At 41.7% G+C, this 16287-nt stretch carries 14 protein-coding genes and 2 pseudogenes; 8 read left to right on the forward strand and 8 right to left on the reverse strand.

Annotated features, from left to right (window positions below; translation table 11 throughout):
* Positions 1–30: 30 nt before the first annotated feature.
* The 4 genes from AC0T5Z_RS01795 to AC0T5Z_RS01810 all read right to left on the reverse strand — a co-directional run bounded on the left by AC0T5Z_RS01795 (position 31) and on the right by AC0T5Z_RS01810 (position 3465).
* Positions 31–1176, reverse strand: a complete 1146-nt coding sequence (locus AC0T5Z_RS01795) for a hypothetical protein (RefSeq protein ID WP_435336728.1) — start codon at positions 1174–1176, stop codon at positions 31–33.
* Between the two features lie 94 nt (positions 1177–1270).
* Positions 1271–2794, reverse strand: coding sequence for a hypothetical protein (locus tag AC0T5Z_RS01800; protein WP_435336727.1), 1524 nt, complete (start codon positions 2792–2794; stop codon positions 1271–1273).
* A 10-nt stretch (positions 2795–2804) separates the two neighbouring features.
* The gene (locus AC0T5Z_RS01805; protein ID WP_291333996.1) at positions 2805–2984 is read right to left on the reverse strand and encodes a hypothetical protein; all 180 of its coding nucleotides are present in this window, start codon (positions 2982–2984) and stop codon (positions 2805–2807) included.
* Positions 2985–3300: 316 nt separating this feature from the next.
* Positions 3301–3465, reverse strand: coding sequence for a hypothetical protein (locus AC0T5Z_RS01810; RefSeq protein WP_291333998.1), 165 nt, complete (start codon positions 3463–3465; stop codon positions 3301–3303).
* A gap of 370 nt (positions 3466–3835) precedes the next feature.
* Here AC0T5Z_RS01810 and AC0T5Z_RS01815 point away from each other — a divergent pair, with 370 nt between their 5' ends.
* The gene (locus tag AC0T5Z_RS01815; protein WP_291334000.1) at positions 3836–4036 is read left to right on the forward strand and encodes a dodecin family protein; all 201 of its coding nucleotides are present in this window, start codon (positions 3836–3838) and stop codon (positions 4034–4036) included.
* Positions 4037–4139: 103 nt separating this feature from the next.
* On the opposite strand, the pseudogene AC0T5Z_RS01820 reads toward AC0T5Z_RS01815, so the two are convergent.
* Positions 4140–4840, reverse strand: a pseudogene (locus tag AC0T5Z_RS01820) (DsbA family oxidoreductase).
* A 207-nt stretch (positions 4841–5047) separates the two neighbouring features.
* On the opposite strand from AC0T5Z_RS01820, the gene AC0T5Z_RS01825 reads away from it, so the two are divergent.
* Positions 5048–5797 carry a hypothetical protein gene (locus AC0T5Z_RS01825; RefSeq protein ID WP_291334004.1) on the forward strand — a complete coding sequence of 250 codons (750 nt, stop codon included), beginning with the start codon at positions 5048–5050 and terminating at the stop codon, positions 5795–5797.
* Positions 5798–5905: 108 nt separating this feature from the next.
* On the forward strand, positions 5906–6178 hold the full coding sequence (locus tag AC0T5Z_RS01830; RefSeq protein WP_291334006.1) for a hypothetical protein: 273 nt from the start codon (positions 5906–5908) through the stop codon (positions 6176–6178).
* Positions 6179–6329: 151 nt separating this feature from the next.
* Here the strand turns inward: AC0T5Z_RS01830 and fadA are convergent, their stop codons facing one another.
* Both fadA and fadB read right to left on the reverse strand, forming a co-directional pair.
* Positions 6330–7502 (reverse strand): acetyl-CoA C-acyltransferase FadA, encoded by a 1173-nt coding sequence (gene fadA / locus AC0T5Z_RS01835; protein ID WP_136144532.1) that lies wholly within the window; start codon positions 7500–7502, stop codon positions 6330–6332.
* 12 nt (positions 7503–7514) lie between these two features.
* Positions 7515–9668 carry a fatty acid oxidation complex subunit alpha FadB gene (gene fadB, locus AC0T5Z_RS01840; RefSeq protein WP_435336726.1) on the reverse strand — a complete coding sequence of 718 codons (2154 nt, stop codon included), beginning with the start codon at positions 9666–9668 and terminating at the stop codon, positions 7515–7517.
* A 484-nt stretch (positions 9669–10152) separates the two neighbouring features.
* Between fadB and lpxO the strand changes: the two genes are divergently transcribed.
* Together lpxO and AC0T5Z_RS01850 are read left to right on the forward strand one after the other, a co-directional pair.
* On the forward strand, positions 10153–11067 hold the full coding sequence (lpxO, locus tag AC0T5Z_RS01845) for a lipid A hydroxylase LpxO (RefSeq protein WP_154321125.1): 915 nt from the start codon (positions 10153–10155) through the stop codon (positions 11065–11067).
* A 115-nt stretch (positions 11068–11182) separates the two neighbouring features.
* Positions 11183–11599, forward strand: coding sequence for a PH domain-containing protein (locus tag AC0T5Z_RS01850; RefSeq protein ID WP_291334012.1), 417 nt, complete (start codon positions 11183–11185; stop codon positions 11597–11599).
* 56 nt (positions 11600–11655) lie between these two features.
* On the opposite strand, the pseudogene AC0T5Z_RS01855 reads toward AC0T5Z_RS01850, so the two are convergent.
* Positions 11656–12643: pseudogene (locus tag AC0T5Z_RS01855) on the reverse strand (AAA family ATPase).
* A 184-nt stretch (positions 12644–12827) separates the two neighbouring features.
* Here AC0T5Z_RS01855 and uvrC point away from each other — a divergent pair.
* The 3 genes from uvrC to pgsA all read left to right on the forward strand — a co-directional run bounded on the left by uvrC (position 12828) and on the right by pgsA (position 16256).
* Entirely contained in the window at positions 12828–14627 is a 1800-nt protein-coding gene (uvrC, locus tag AC0T5Z_RS01860; protein WP_435336725.1) for an excinuclease ABC subunit UvrC, read from the forward strand.
* Positions 14628–14768: 141 nt separating this feature from the next.
* Complete coding sequence (locus AC0T5Z_RS01865) at positions 14769–15563, forward strand: thioesterase family protein (protein ID WP_435336724.1); 795 nt, start codon at positions 14769–14771, stop codon at positions 15561–15563.
* 105 nt (positions 15564–15668) lie between these two features.
* On the forward strand, positions 15669–16256 hold the full coding sequence (gene pgsA, locus AC0T5Z_RS01870; protein WP_291334017.1) for a CDP-diacylglycerol--glycerol-3-phosphate 3-phosphatidyltransferase: 588 nt from the start codon (positions 15669–15671) through the stop codon (positions 16254–16256).
* Positions 16257–16287: the final 31 nt, after the last annotated feature.

Here is a 16287-nt window from a genome sequence, read left to right on the forward strand (position 1 = left end):
TAATTTGAATTAATTCTAGATAGTACTTGCTTAGAAAATAGCTTCTAAACGCACTAAAGCACCGAGATAATGACTCCGATCCGCGCGATCATCATTTAAATAATTGACATCGCCCTGAATAAAGAACCATTCACGTAAAAATGGTTGACGCCAAGAGACAAATGGTCCCCAACGATTTAAACGTAAGTCATCATCGTGATAATAACCACCTGTATAAATGCCGTAGTTAAAACGGTTACCTGCAAAGAATTGATGTTGTCTAAAAGTGTAGTTGTCCCAAACCAAATCATCATCTTGCTCATCGGCATAGGTCAAGCTAAATTGATTTGACAAGAACGCTTGATTGGGGCGGGCGTGTGTTAGCTCCAAGTTGGTTCTGAGATAATTTTCACTGTCGATGCCATAACGGTAAATTTGTTCGGCATGAAAAGAGAAATCATTTTCCAAAGCCCAGTCTTTAGAGGCTTTTAAACGCAAATATATATCATCGCCAGAACGCACCCCTAAATCGACATCTGTTTCAAAAGGTAGACGATCGGCAAAGTTTGACCAGCGTAATGCCAAAGAGCTGTTGTCTTCACGGCTACGTTTACTGTCTAAGGTTTTGTCTGCAGCATTGGCTGGGTTTTCGTTGGTAATGGCGACGTTATTTTGTAATTCGTTATCGAGCGAGTCATCACCAAAGACCACACTGAGTTTATTTTCAAGCGTAGGCAGTTTGATTTTGCCACGAATACGAGGTTTGACTTCATATTCATTATGCTTGTCCCAACTGCTATCTATCAAAACCCGCAAAGTGGCTGAGGCAGGCTGTTCAGGGCTCGGTTCACCGAACCAGTTATCTAACTTATGTGCTGTTTTATCGGCCCAATTGCGAATATTTTTTTGTCGTTGATCGAACCAGGTTAAATGTTCCGTTTCTGCGGTGGGAGGTACAATGAGTTCATTGGATTGTTCGGGTAACATCGTTGGTGTGGCATCAATCCAACGTGGAATCGTGTAATAAAAGCCGTTTTTATCTACTGCACTTGGCGGAGCGACAGGCAATTCATACGGTGGCAGTGGAGTATGAGCTTGATCCACTGCTTGAGTTGATTCTTGTGCAAAAGTGGTGCCTGCGACCCCACTTAAGAGACAGCTTAATATAAAAGGCGATGTGTGCTTTATTCTTGACATTATTTACTGATCTTTAAGCCATTTTTGCTAGTGTTGAAAATCTATAAGATAAAAGCAAGACTTGGCTACAAAATCATAATATAAACGGCAGTTTTTAGGCAGAAACCTCTTTTTCTTGATACATTTGAAGTGCTTGGCACAATTGTAATGCCTCAATCGGTTGTTGTAATTGAGAAATGACTTTTTGAATCAATTGCCAACTCATACCTTGTTGTCGATCTAATAAAATATGTGGTACAGCTTGTTCAGCACGGGACAGTTGTAAACGCTTTTGACCATGAATCACACGAATTTTTTGTCGTTCTTTCAGTAAAATCAAAGGAGTATGACTCTGCGCTTCACTTTCTTCAAACTGAATAAATTTGGTTGTTTGAATCTGTTGTTTCGGAATAAAAGGAAAATAGTGCTCTTGTTGCCACACGATTTGAGCATCAACACTATAGCATTGAAAAAGCTGACCAAAATCAAATAAATGTTCTTGTAATTTTTCCCAAGAAATTTCACGTATTGCTGCAATTTCATGTTCAAACTGTTGGCAAAAGTTTTGAGTCAAACGAATCGCCTGCATTTGATCTAATGCGCCAAGCAGCACCACATATTTAATAAAGTGTCCTTGTGTATTGGTTTGTTCAGCTAAATATACTGTACGCGCCAACAGCTGTTGCTGGTCTACTTCAGGATCAGACAAATCCACCAACACATCGGCATATTGCGTGATTTCTGGTGCTTCAGGCATAAAGACTCGGTACAACTGTACTGACTCATTTTGGCTAAGATTGAGCGCAGAAATTGGGCAGCTATATTGGTTTAACAATAGATTATAAGCTGGGGGGATGCTTGATTTTGGTGTGACGGCCGTTAGTGGTTGGACCGTATCTATTGTTGTCACGTCAGGCGGAGTTGTGTTTAGCGTTGTACAGGAAATGATCGTTTGATCTGTGATTGATTCAATTGTAAGTTCATGTTCAGCCACGTCTAAAACTTGAGTATCAGACGAGGTAGCTTCTTCTGTGGCGATGTGCTGTGTAATGAGCTCAAATTGAATTGGTGGAGCTACAGCTTTATTTTCTTCTGGGTCTGCAGTGGCAAAGACTGGCTGAGTTTGCGCAGCTGGTATCGTTGCCGTTTGAGCTGCTTCTAGCACTGCAGCTTGCTTCAGTTCTGCATCGGTTTGAAGGCAGTGATATTGTTGCTGCTGTTGCAACATCCAGCGGTAGACCTGCTCTAAATCTTGAAATTTGCTGAGTAGAGCAGTGCGGTCTGCAGCAGGAATTAACCAAATTTGCCAACCTGCTCTCGGTTGATACAAAATCGCCCAACCTGTTTCAGGCTGTTGATACAGTGCTGTTTCAAGTGCTTCCGGTTGTGTAAATACGCCACGAAAAGATTGTGCATATAAACTTTGTTCTGCAAAAGTTGCCGCAGTTTGAATTGGATTTTGTGAGGCTTTAAATGTGAGCAACTGTTTTTGAAAAATCGGTTCATCGCACAGCATAAAGATTTCTTTAATGCGCGCTTTAGCTTTAGCTGTTTCATAAAGACTGAGTCTTTGATGCGTTAGGGCATCGATTAAGTCGTGTAATTCTTTAATCAACAGAGATTTTTCTAATGTATTCATTCATGCATGCTTAAGTATGTTGTTGTGCTTTTTCCAAATAATCTGCCAAGACAATATTCAGCGCCAATTCAATCAATTTATATTCTGCTGATTGTGGTTGAGGATAGCGTTTGGCAAGCTCCACCAGATGATTCACATCAACAGATTGGGGTGGAATTTTTCTTTGTATAAGTGCTTGAAGTTGTTGCATAGGCATCTGCTATAGCAATGAAAACAAATCACTTTAATTATATGGATTTAATTAAAAAATACATGCTAAAAATTGTCAGCTTCTGTGCTTTTTTAGACATTATTGACAAAAAATGAGCTTTTTATATGGAAAATAATCAAAAAAAATTAAATTACAGTGCCAAAAAAGAACTGACAGTGGGCGGGATGCAGCTTTTAGATGCTGCTTGGAGGATTTGAAGCAAATTTAGCACTAGAAAAACAAACAGCAGCATGATTTAGACTGCTGTTTGGGGAGAGAAATGGGAGAGATTAATTAAGTGGATAAAACGTGAAACTTAAGCTGCTTTTTGCGAAGTTGGTTCGTTTACAACAGCTTCAGATGCAGCCGATTCTGTATTCAATTTTTGAGTTGGAAAATCAGGTACATGCACAATTTGAGCAGATACATTTGCAGCAATTGCTAGAAGTGAAACCATCAAAACAGATTTAAACATATTCATGAGAATGTCCATCCAAAGTATTGATGTCTAGGCAGAAGACTAGACATCGTAGGGAGATTAAACGATAAAAAATTCACATGAATCATAACAAAGTTTAAAATCTACAAAATGATTATTTCGGCAACCATCTTAAAAATAACAATATAAAACAATAGATTAGAGTTTTAACTCTAGTTTTTTTACAGGTATAAATGGTTGAGATGTCTGCAAAATTTAAATTTTGACAAGATTTCGTGCTGATGATTAATGACAATTTTTGACAGTGTGAAATCGTGTAATGTTTTAGCGGCGATTGGTTAAACAACCTAAAAGTGCGGTTTTTTTAATCTAAGATGGGGTTCCAATAACGATAAAGGACAGTGAGAAAATCATGGCAATTGCAAAAGTCGTCGAAGTTAATTCAAGTAGTTCAAAAAGTTTTGAAGACGCGATTCAAACTGGAATCGCCAAAGTGACAGAAACGGTTAAAAATGTCCAAGGAGCTTGGATTAACGAACAAAAAGTGGTGATTAAAGACAATAAAATCACTGAATATCGGGTCAATTTAAAAATCAGCTTCTTGGTTGAGTAAAACCTCGCTGCACTTAAAAGTACAAAAAATCCCGTTACGGGATTTTTTTGTGCTTCTAATCTAGTTGGAAGAGCGTTATTCAACCTTGCCTATATTTTTAAGATTAAGCTTTGGGTTCAGGCACATCGCATTGATCTGTATCGCAGTTTGTGCATTTTCAACTTCTAGCTCGCTTGCGGTTTCAAGGGCTTTTTTCAGGACTTGCACAAAGACTTCACGTGGCTGCGCACCTGCTAAAGCAATACGCTGATCAAACACAAAGAACGGCACGCCAGTAACGTTTAATTGTTCACGTGCGACTTCTTGGTCAAATTTTACAAAGTCGGCATATTCGTCAGAATCTAGAACATCATCCACTTCTACAGGATTCAGCCCGATACGTGATGCAACATCTTCGAGTGTTTCACGTTCGCCAATTGCTAAACCTTGAGTCATATAGCTATAGAAAAAAGCTTCTTTGGCTTCGCTGCCTAAACCTTTGCTTTGTGCCAAATGCACCAAGCGATGGGCATTAAAGGTGTTGCCTGAGTTGGCATTTTCCCATTGAAAGTCAATACCTTCAGCTTTTGCCATTTCGGCAATATTACGCTGCATTTCTTCTACTTCGGCAAGGCTGCGCCCATATTTTTGTGCTAAACGCTCTGAATTAGACACTTCCTGACGCTGTGGTGCTTCTGGGTCAAGTTCAAAGCTGTGCCAATGCACTTCTAATTCCACATCTGCTTCTTCTGCAGCAGCTTCCAAACGTTTTTTGCCGATATAGCAAAACGGACAAACAATATCTGACCAAATATCAACGCGCATGAACAATCTCAAATTCTGTTTTTTACTAAGATGGGGATGTTACATAAAATTTAAAGCATAAAGCGATGCTAAACTTATTTTTGAGCATCTTGTTAAATACAAGTGGGTATATTCCAATAGCTTAGTAATAAAATAAGTATGAAATCTATACAAATGTGATGAGCTTCACGGTAATATAAAACAAATATTAAAAATAAGAGGGCACTCATGCGACGGATAGTGCTAATCATTGGATGTGTAACGGTTATTATTTTTGGGTGGATGTTTTATCAATATAACAGTCAGCAAAAACAAGTTGCGCAATTGCACGCTTATCAAAATGTGATTCATGAAAAAGCTGAACAGATTTTTGTACAGGCACAGGATTGGTCTAAACCGATTCAGATTAACGTGCAAGATTCACGCTTAGCGGGTGATTATCAGGTCATGGCCAGTTTTGTGTTGAGTCACATGGTACAAAGTGCCGAAGCGCGTAATAGTTATTTGCGTGAATTAAAAGCCTTGAATTGGGATCAGTTTTTAAATCCTCAACGACTTGCCGCAGATAAAAAACAAGACTATGCCGATACCGAAGCCATGTTGGTACAAGTGCGTGCCATGGTAGAGTTGTATCAGGAGCATTTAGAACAGCATGAAGCGATGGCTCTAGAGCAAATTGATAATCTTGAAATCAATCATAATTTGCGCCGTCATTTAGCAGAATCTTTATTAGAAAGCCGCCATAATGATCAAGGTTACACATTATTTGAATTAGAAAAGAAAAATTTGGGTAAGGCGTATGTGTTGTTTGCAATTTTAAAAAACAACAAATGGGAGCTCAAAAACAATACCTTTATGTTTTATGAAGATGCGGCCTTGAAAGAATTCAATACCGTATATCAAGAGATGGTGCAACTCAATACGCAAATGCAAGAGATCAGTCAGCAGCATCAGCGCGCACTGGAAAGCAAGTTGTAAGGTCTGGCAAATCCTTACATCAAATTGTCAAAAGAATGTCATCTGTCGTTCAAATGTCTTGCCTAAACTGTAGCTGTTGATTTAATTGCTCAACTAGGCAGGTCCGATATGAACAGCATTCAAATCTTTGATGATATTCAACAACTGTATTTGCAATTTCTAGAAAATAAAAACTACCCGAAACTCGAAAATTTAAACAATTGGGGCAAGAACCGTTACTTCTTTAATCAGTACTTTCGTTTGGTTGAAGATTGGCATCAGACTGAACAAATTGTGATTGAATTTAATCAGCAATATTACTGCTTGGATACCGGCAGCGCCCCAGATTTTATGGACAAAGAACGCTATATGACGTGGTTGATGGGGGAGTTGTTGGTTTAAGCCGTGCAAGTAAATCACATTTAATCAGCCACTTGGTCTGCGCATATCAATTTAAAATGCAAAAGAATAAAATTTAAAAATTAGAACAGCTCAAAACAACAAAATAAAAAATCCCCGCATGATGCGAGGATTTTTTTATTGCGAAGAATTTTTACACACGCTCAATAATTGTCGCGATACCTTGACCAAGACCGATACACATGGTCGCAAGACCAATTTGAGTATCTTGTTGTTCCATCACGTTCAACAATGTAGTGGTGATACGCGCACCTGAACAACCCAATGGGTGACCGAGTGCAATTGCACCACCGTTCAAGTTCACACGATCTTGCTGATCATAAATGCCTAAGCCTTTGAGAACAGACAGACCTTGTGCAGCAAACGCTTCGTTTAATTCAAAGGTTTGAATGTCTGCAATTGACAAGCCAGCACGTTTAAGCGCTTTTTGAGTTGCAGGTACTGGACCATAACCCATGATCGCTGCATCACAGCCTGCAACCGCCATAGAGCGAATCACCGCACGTGGTTTTAAACCCAATGCTTGTGCACGTTCAGCAGACATGAGCAACATCGCAGAAGCACCATCAGACAATGCTGAAGATGTTGCCGCAGTGACTGTACCGCCTTTCGGGTCAAATACAGGACGTAAAGCTTGGAACGATTCAAGATTAGCATCTGGACGAATCACTTCGTCGATGTCGCACAGCTGTTTAAAGCCATTTGCATCATGACCTTCAATGCCAATGATTTCGTTTTTAAAACGACCTTCTTGCGTTGCAGCCCATGCACGACGGTGTGATTCCACACCAAAAGCATCTTGCTCTTCACGAGAGATACCGTTCATGCGACCCAACATTTCAGCAGTTAAGCCCATCATGTTTGATGCTTTAGCATAGTGCTTCGATGCAGCAGGGTTGATGTCGATACCGTGCATCATGCCTACGTGGCCCATGTGCTCTACACCACCAATGATGAAAATATCACCTTGATTGGTTGCAATTTGTGCCGCAGCCGTGTGGATTGCTTGCATTGAAGAACCACACAGACGGTTCACAGTTTGCCCCGCTACTGTTTTTGGAAGATCAGCCAATAATGCAATATTACGACCAATGTTCATGCCTTGTTCTAGGGTTTGATTCACACAGCCCCAGATGACATCTTCAACTTCGTTGACATCAAACTGGTTACGAGCAACTAAAGCACGAACCAATTCAGCCGATAGACTGTCAGCACGTACATTGCGGAACATACCGTTTTTGGTTTTACCCATTGCAGAACGTACGCCATCAACGATGACAACGTCACGTGGATTTAAAGTAGCCATTCACGTTGCTCCTTAACCGTAGAATTTTTTGTTGTTAGCAGCCATGTCACGCAACATTTGTGGCGCTTCATAAGCTTTTCCTAAATGTGCATATTTGTCGCAAAGCGCAACGTATTCAGCAACACCTGTTTGGTCGATGTAACGGCATGGACCACCACGGAATGGAGGGAAGCCTACACCCATAATCATCGCCATATCTGCTTCAGATGGTGTTGCCACAATGTTGTCTTCTAAGCAACGAACAGTTTCGTTACAGAAAGCAAGCATCATACGGTCAATGATTTCTTGCGCATCAAACTCGCGTTTTTCAGCAGTTGCAACAGATGCCACAAGCTCGTATGCAGTTGGATCAACCACTTTGGCTTTTTTGCCTTTACGATCCAATTCATATTTGTAGAAACCGACGTCATTCTTTTGACCAAGACGTTTGTTTTCGTACATGACTTGGATTGAGCCTTTATAGTCTGGCTTCATGCGGTCTGGGAAACCTTCTGCCATGACTTCTGCACCGTGAACGCCCGTGTCGATACCAACAACGTCGATTAGGTAAGCAGGACCCATAGGCCAGCCGAATTTTTCCATGACTTTGTCGACTTGTTGGAAGTCAGCACCGTCTTTCAATAGAAGGTCAAATGCACCAAAGTAAGGGAACAATACGCGGTTCACCAGGAAGCCCGGGCAGTCATTAACCACGATTGGGGTTTTACCCATTTTCTGAGCAAGCACCACAGTGGTCGCAATTGCTTCAGGTGAAGTTTTTTCACCACGAATCACTTCCACCAATGGCATCATGTGCACTGGGTTAAAGAAGTGCATGCCGACAAAGTTTTCTGGACGTTGTAGGTTTTCTGCCAAACGTGTAATCGAAATGGTGGATGTATTTGACGCGATAATGGTGTTTTCACGTACTGATTTTTCAGTTTCAGCCAACACAATGCCTTTGACTTTCGGATTTTCAGTCACGGCTTCAATCACGATATCGACTTCTTTAAACTCGTCGTAGCTTAAAGTTGGGCGGATGCGTGCCAAAGTTTCACCCATTTTTGCAGGGGTTAACTTTTTGCGTTCAACTTGTTTGGTCAATAAGCCATTGGCTTCTTTCATACCCAAAGCAAGTTGCGGATTACCAATGTCTTTCATGATGATTGGTGTGCCTTTGCTTGCCGCTTGGTAAGCAATACCACCACCCATGATACCTGCGCCTAGAACAGCCGCTTGGTTGACAGGGTGTGCACCTTTTTCATATTTCTTAGAAGTTTTCTTCACCACTTGGTCGTTGATGAATAAACCAATCAACGCACCTGCTTGTGGTGTTACAGCCGCTTTGGCAAAGCCTTCAGCTTCAGCTTTAAGCGCTTCGTTACGTGGCAAGCTTGCACCTGCTTGTAAAGAATCAAGCATCAATTTTGGCGCAGGGTATTGTGCAGGGTTTGCTTTTGCTAGTACCGCACCTTTTGCTGTGTTGAACGCCATCATTTGTTCAAGTGGGTTCAATTTAACAGGGTCTAATTTTTCCTGACGTTTTGCTTTCCAGTCCAAACGACCTGCAATGGCTTGTTTAACCAAGTCCAGCGCAGCATCTTGCAATTTGTCTGCAGCAACTACGGCATCTACAGCGCCGTCTTTGAGTGCAGCATCAGGACGTTTAGGGTTGGCCATTGCAATCCATTCAACCGCATTGTCGATACCAATAACGCGGCTTAAACGTACCGTACCACCAAAGCCTGGGAAAATACCCAGTTTAATTTCTGGTAAGCCCACTTGTGCTTGGTCAGACATCACACGGTAGTCACATACCAAACACATTTCAAAGCCACCGCCCAATGCCATACCATTGATTGCAGCAACTTTAGGAATGTCTAAATCTTCAAAAGCATTAAAGATGTTGTGAACAGGCAACGCCCAATCCACAATGGCTTGTTCGCCTTGAGCGAAGTTTGCGCCAAATTCGGTGATGTCTGCACCCACGATAAAGGTTGATTTCGCAGAAGTGACGATTAAACCTTTCACTTCATTGTTTGCTTTAACAGCCTCAATCGCAGCTTTAAAGTCTTCAATCGTTGCACGGTTAAATTTGTTGACCGACTCACCTTGTAAGTCAAAGCGGAATTCTGCAATTCCGTCCGAAAGCATTTGGACGGTAATGGCATTGCCAGCGTGGATCATGCCTGATCTCCTTTATTTTGGAGGACTTCTAAGTTGATGTTATGAAGCGTGTGCGATAGTTCTGCACACATATATGCCTCGGTAATCTTACGATAACTATATCTAAAAAAAATATAGCAAGTTGTATCAAGCCGTGACGCAAGGGTCATGATTTTTCTCACAGCGTGGAATTGCTTTTTGACCCGATTTTAAAATTCTTTTTTTAAAACAAGATGAAAGTGATTGTTTTCTATTTTATTTTTAGTCGTGTTGTAATACTTTTACGACGTGGAAAAGCTTGAAAAGTAGAGCCTTCAGTGGGTTATTTTTGGCAGAAAAGTCAATCCTTTGTTTGGCTGGTGGCGTTTTAAAGCGTGAAGCAGGGTGGGTATGGAGAGCGACTTGCAATGCTGTGTTCTATTTTCTGCGATGACCTCATGCGCTGAAATTGAGTAGAATATGCGACTTTTTAAATTTCTGCTGTTTTCAGTAGTTGGTTTGTTCTATGTTGAAGTGGATTATTTTGGCGATTTTTATCGCTTCAGCGTTGTATATTCAACAGCGCGGCAAGGTGCGTCATAGTTTTTATCGTCAGTTTTTTGACCATTCTACCATTCTCGCACCGATTAACTATTTAATGTACTTATTTTCTAAAGTGCCGAATCAACCTTATATCGACACCCAGTATTTTCAAGATTTAAAGGTTTTGGATGACAATTGGGAAATGATTCGTGATGAAGCGAAAGCTTTATATGAACAGGGCGGTATTAAAGCTTCAAGTAGCTACGATGATTTGGGGTTTAACTCTTTTTTCAAAACAGGCTGGAAGCGTTTTTATTTAAAATGGTATGACTCCGCACATCCATCTGCCGCAGAATTATGCCCAAAAACCACAGCATTATTAAAAACTTTACCTAGTATTAAGGCGGCGATGTTTACTGAACTAGCGCCCGACAGTCGCTTGGTGCGCCACCGTGACCCGTACGCAGGTTCATTGCGTTACCACTTGGGATTAATGACACCCAATGATGACCGTTGTTTTATTGATGTCGATGGTGAGCGCTATTCATGGCGTGATGGTGAAAGTGTGGTGTTCGATGAAACCTATATTCACTATGCCGAAAATGGCACTGATCAAAACCGTATTATTTTCTTTGCAGATGTCGAGCGCCCGTTAAAATCACGGTTAATGCAAAAGTTTAATCACTGGTTTGGTAAAAATGTCATGACTGCAGCCAGTTCTCCGAATGAAGCAGGCGATCAGACAGGTGGTTTAAACAAAGTCTTTGGCTATGTTTACCAAGTGCGTTTAAAAGCTAAAGCCTTAAAGGCCAGAAATAGCCGTCTGTATTACTTCCTAAAATGGTTTTTGATGTTAGGTATTTTCTTCTTGATTTTTATACGTCCTTATCTGTTTTAAATCATCACAACGCCTTTCGGGGCGTTTTTTTATGGCATTTTTCCATAATTTCAGTTTCAGGCTTCAATTTCACGCTGCTTTTATGTATAGAATGAAGCAACTTAGGGGAAAATTTATGCAAACGTTTCATTCTAAAAAAGATTGGTGGGTTTTGGCTTTTGTGATTTGTATGTCAGGCTTATTAATTCAATTATTGCTGACCATGTATGCCAAAGGCACGATGCCTACATTTCCAGTACATACAGGGGTATATATCATCACAATTTTTATGTTGTGGTGGCCTATTTTTAATACTCGCTATCAGGTCAATGCAGAACGCTTGCAGATCCGCTGTATGTTTTTAAAATGGGATATTCCGCGCGACAGTATTCAGAAAATATCTAAAACCAATAATTCGGTCGCGTCACCTGCTTTGTCGCTGAAGCGTTTAAAAATTGATTATCTTCAAGCGGGGCAGCCAAAATTTGTATTGGTTTCACCTAAAGATCATGCCAAATTTAGTCAGGCCTTGGGAATGGAAATTACCGACTAAGCTCGAGACTTTTAAAGTGAAAGAACACAATATTGAGGATGGGCAGCATCACATCCTTAAGATTCACGCATCATATGTCGCGAGCTTATTCTATTGTTAGGTTTAATTGATCTGCACTGCAATCTAAACATTTCGGATTTTTCAGGATGACTTAAAAAATACAAGGCTAAAATGGACTCAAGTTCGGTACGGATATTGCGCCTCAAATGCCGCGCGCCGTACCAAATATCATACCCCTCATAAAAATAGGCTTTAACTGCTGCAGTGAATTGAACTTGGCGCTTTTGATGCTGCGCGGTGGTTTATTTTCCAATTCAATTTCGACCAATTGCGGCAGCGCATCAACAGATACCGCTTGATAAGGCAAACTACGGTCAATCCGATTTAAAAATTCAGGGTCAAATTTAGGTTGCATGATTTTTTCAATGCTTTGTTGCGTCGGCATACGTTTTCAGTACAGTTGTTGTATTTTTTGAGGCAATAGATTGAGTTTATCCAAATATTGTTGTACGGCCTGAACGGCCACATTGCTGGTCATAAAAATCACGCAATTGCGAAAGTCGATAGTTTTGGTGCTTGGGCGGGTGTGTGAGCCTACAATCGCAGTTTCATCAAATAAACTATGACCCTCTATAGAGCCGACATAGCCAGGGGCGCACCTGTGAGTGCAGTCAGAAAATGTTTCTGCGCCAAGCTGTTCATATCAATGCATCAGAAGGCATCAGGGCGACCATAAATGGCTTAGGCAATCAGGCACACCTTCGGTATTGCCAACATCTATCGGGCCAAGCATTAAAGTCACTAAAAATGATCGCTCTGTGCTGGAAAAATCGGCCTTGACCACATCCGCATTTTTTTGATTTCATTCAGCGCTGCATCTTGTCCCATAATCCGTTGACCTAACAATTGCATGACTTGTGCAGGTGCAAAATGAAAGCTTGGTTTGCCAATCAAACCGTCTTTAGCGGATACATGCTGATGTGTACAAAATCGGCTGGGACGTTCGGGTTGTATGGTCTGTATGCCGTGTGGTGCGGTCGTCATCCTGCACTTTCCTTCTGCTGACAAGATGCCTGAGCATAGCAAATCTTGTGTTGCAGACTGACCGTTTTTACACTGAACTAATCGTTTTAGTGGATAGATCATGCGATATGCCACAGGATAAAGCTTGAAAAAATCAGACAAAGCAGCACATCATGTAAAGAATGCAGCAACAATAGGATGACTCGTGAACCCAAACGCAGGTGAGCATATCGAGAAAATTTTGGCAAATATGACCCAATTGCCAGGGGTTTACCGAATGTTGGGTAAAGACGGGGAATTGTTATATGTCGGCAAAGCCAAAAATTTAAAAAACCGTGTGTCGAGTTATTTTGTCAAAACCATAGAGCATCCTAAAACGCAGGCTTTAGTGGCGCGTATTTGTGATATTGAAACCTTGGTGGTGCGTTCTGAAACCGAAGCTTTATTGCTCGAACAAAACCTGATTAAGCTGCATCGCCCACCGTACAATATTATGTTGCGCGATGATAAGTCCTATGTTTATATTTTTGTTTCGGCAGATCGGCCTTATCCGCGCATTGCCAGTGGGCGCGGAAAAGGCAAGCATCAGGTAGGTAAGTTTTTTGGGCCTTATCCGAGTGCGTACAATGCCCGCGATACTTTGGTGGTCTTACAAAAGCTGTTTAATGTGCGGCAGTGTGAAAACAGTTATTTTGCCCAGCGGCAGCGCCCGTGTTTGCAATATCAGATCAAACGCTGTTCGGCGCCGTGTGTAGGATTGATTTCACCCGAAGAATATAAAGAAGATGTCAATAATTCGATTCGCTTTTTACAGGGCGATAGTAAAGATCTGAATCAGCAATTGATTGCCAAAATGGAAGCTGCAGCCGAAGCGTTGGAATTTGAAAAAGCAGTCTTTTACCGTGACCGTATGGCTTTGTTGCGTGAGGTACAGGCACAGCAAGCCATTTATAAAGTCAAAGGTGAAGCCGATATTCTCGCGATTGCTTATCAGGCAGGTGTGACCTGTGTGCAAATTATGCACGTGCGCAATGGCAAAATGCTGGGGGGTAAGAGTTATTTTCCAGATATGTTGGGCGGTGATTTGGGGCAAATGCTGGCCGATTTTATTGCCAACTTTTACTTTCAGGTGGCCGATGAAATTCCAGCGGAACTGATTGTCAATGTGGAAGTGGCAGATTGCAAAGAGTTGGAACAAGCCTTACAGCAACACTTCGGAAAAAAAATTCAGATCAAACATAAAGTGCGTGAAACTCGTGCCGAGTGGCAAGAATTGGCACAAATGAATGTGCAGCATGCTATTAAAGGTAAACTCGCTAATCACTTTGAATTAAATGAGCGTTTTCATCAGTTAGAACAAGTGGTTGGACGCCCGATTGATCGAATTGAATGTTTTGATATTTCGCACACCATGGGCGAAGACACTGTGGCATCTTGCGTGGTGTTTGATAGTGGCGGTATTCGCAAACGTGATTATCGACAATTTTCAATTCAGGATATTCAGGCAGGAGATGACTATGCTGCCATGCGTCAAGCGCTGACGCGTCGTTATAAAAAAGCCATGTTACCGGATTTATTGCTCATTGATGGCGGCAAAGGGCAGTTGAATATGGCGATGGAGGTGATGCAGGAATTAGGATTGGATGCCTTTATGATTGGGGTGTCCAAAGGCGAAGGACGTAAACCTGGGTTAGAAACCTTGCACTTTACCGATGGCAGCAAAATTCAGTTGCCTGAAGATCATAAGGCGCTGCATTTGATTCAGCAGGTACGCGATGAAGCACACCGTTTTGCAATTACCAAGCACCGTGCCAAACGCGATAAAAAACGCGGTACATCGATACTTGAAGTGATTCCGGGCTTAGGGCCAAAACGTCGTCGTGATTTACTCACTCATTTTGGAGGCATACAAGGCGTACTGAAAGCTTCAGAAAAAGAGCTGACTTTGGTGCCTGGACTGGGTGAAGTGATGGCGCGTACGATTTATAAAGTGCTGCATGAATGATTATTTAATTCACCATTGATAAAAAGCAGTATTTCCCGCAAAGGTAAATAGCAAAAAAGTGCATTGACTCTACCGTCATTGAATATTCACATCAGATAAAAACCCTGTAATATCAACCACAACATTGTTTAAGGAAAAGCTATGTCGTTGCTACAGACCTATCAAGCCATTGCCGAGCAAGAATGGATCGATATTCCACAGGGTTGGTTACAGGGACGCACCATTTATGGTGGGTTGGTGGCGGGCTTGATGATGCAAAAAGCTCAGCATTGCATTGCCGATCCTGAAAAGCGCTTGCTCAGTAGCAGCGTGACTTTTGTTGGACCTGTACAACAAGGTCGGGCACGGCTTACAGCTGAAATTCTTCGGCAGGGTAAATCAGTCACTAGCATTGAGGTGCGTTTGTGGCAGGATGATGCAGTACAAAGCATTTTGATTGCCAGTTTTGGCGTAGCACGTGAATCTAGCATCGTGGTGCAACAAGAGCGCGTTGCGCCCAACTTTCCACCTGCAACGGAATTGCCTGTTACAGAGCATCATCCTTTAGCACCTGAATGTTTTCAGCAAATGGATTTGGTATGGGCAGAAGGGCAGTATCCATTCAGTGCCAGCCATAAACCTGATTTTGCAGGCTGGATGCGTTTTAACCCCAAAAAGCATGCGAATCGTGCGATGACGATTGCCGATTTGATGGTGGCTTTTGATATGTGGCCACCTGGAGTATTGCCGATGTTCAGTCAGCTTGCACCTGCCAGTTCTCTTACGTGGCATGTGACCTATGTCAATCCTTTGCAAAATCAGTTACATGATTGGATGAAATATAAAGTATTTACGGATCATGCTAGTGATGGTTATGCCACCGAATACGCACACTTATGGGATGATCAGGATCGGCTGATTGCGATTGCCCGACAGACCATCACCGTGTTTGCCTAGTGACACCTACTGACATTTCGTATAAAGTGAAGTCTATTCACGATGACAAATCCTCAAAAAACTTGTGAATATGCAGCGTAAAGAGGGGAAACATTGGCGGTGTCTATGACAACAGGTCGTATCCTGAACATTCCAAATATATTAACTTTGGCTCGAATCGCCTTGATTCCTGTTTTTTTGTTGGTGGCATATTGGCCGCCTGCAATGGGCGTAAATGGTAATGATGCTGGCATGACACGTCATATTATTTTGACGTCTATATTTGTGATTGCTGCCGTGACCGACTGGTTTGATGGCTATTTGGCACGTTCTTTAAATCAGACTTCTGCATTTGGGCGTTTCCTTGACCCCGTAGCAGATAAACTGATGGTCGCTGCGGCATTGATTGTATTGGTGCAATGGCAACCCACTATTTCTATGGCTTTCGCTGCGATTGTGATTATTTCCCGCGAAATTACCGTATCTGCTTTACGTGAGTGGATGGCTGAACTCGGCGCACGTACCAGTGTGGCGGTGTCTACCGTGGGGAAATATAAAACAGCATTCCAAATGATTGCAATTTCAGTGTTCTTATTGAATTGGCAACCATTGGAAATGGTGGCTTATTTGTTGCTCTATACTGCTGTAATTTTAACGCTTTGGTCGATGTTTATTTATTTAAAAGCGGCATGGCCATATTTGAAACAGCCTTAAACATCGTGATGCGTCATTAAAAATATTAAAA

It is taken from the genome of Acinetobacter pengchengensis (genome assembly GCF_982235305.1).

Bases quoted from the DNA above. Each gene is read 5' to 3' on its own strand.
- AC0T5Z_RS01795 (WP_435336728.1), bottom strand. From the start codon at position 1,176: ATGTCAAGAATAAAGCACACATCGCCTTTTATATTAAGCTGTCTCTTA.
- AC0T5Z_RS01800 (WP_435336727.1), bottom strand. From the start codon at position 2,794: ATGAATACATTAGAAAAATCTCTGTTGATTAAAGAATTACACGACTTA.
- AC0T5Z_RS01805 (WP_291333996.1), bottom strand. From the start codon at position 2,984: ATGCAACAACTTCAAGCACTTATACAAAGAAAAATTCCACCCCAATCT.
- AC0T5Z_RS01810 (WP_291333998.1), bottom strand. From the start codon at position 3,465: ATGAATATGTTTAAATCTGTTTTGATGGTTTCACTTCTAGCAATTGCT.
- AC0T5Z_RS01815 (WP_291334000.1), top strand. From the start codon at position 3,836: ATGGCAATTGCAAAAGTCGTCGAAGTTAATTCAAGTAGTTCAAAAAGT.
- AC0T5Z_RS01825 (WP_291334004.1), top strand. From the start codon at position 5,048: ATGCGACGGATAGTGCTAATCATTGGATGTGTAACGGTTATTATTTTT.
- AC0T5Z_RS01830 (WP_291334006.1), top strand. From the start codon at position 5,906: ATGAACAGCATTCAAATCTTTGATGATATTCAACAACTGTATTTGCAA.
- fadA (WP_136144532.1), bottom strand. From the start codon at position 7,502: ATGGCTACTTTAAATCCACGTGACGTTGTCATCGTTGATGGCGTACGT.
- fadB (WP_435336726.1), bottom strand. From the start codon at position 9,668: ATGATCCACGCTGGCAATGCCATTACCGTCCAAATGCTTTCGGACGGA.
- lpxO (WP_154321125.1), top strand. From the start codon at position 10,153: ATGTTGAAGTGGATTATTTTGGCGATTTTTATCGCTTCAGCGTTGTAT.
- AC0T5Z_RS01850 (WP_291334012.1), top strand. From the start codon at position 11,183: ATGCAAACGTTTCATTCTAAAAAAGATTGGTGGGTTTTGGCTTTTGTG.
- AC0T5Z_RS01865 (WP_435336724.1), top strand. From the start codon at position 14,769: ATGTCGTTGCTACAGACCTATCAAGCCATTGCCGAGCAAGAATGGATC.
- pgsA (WP_291334017.1), top strand. From the start codon at position 15,669: ATGACAACAGGTCGTATCCTGAACATTCCAAATATATTAACTTTGGCT.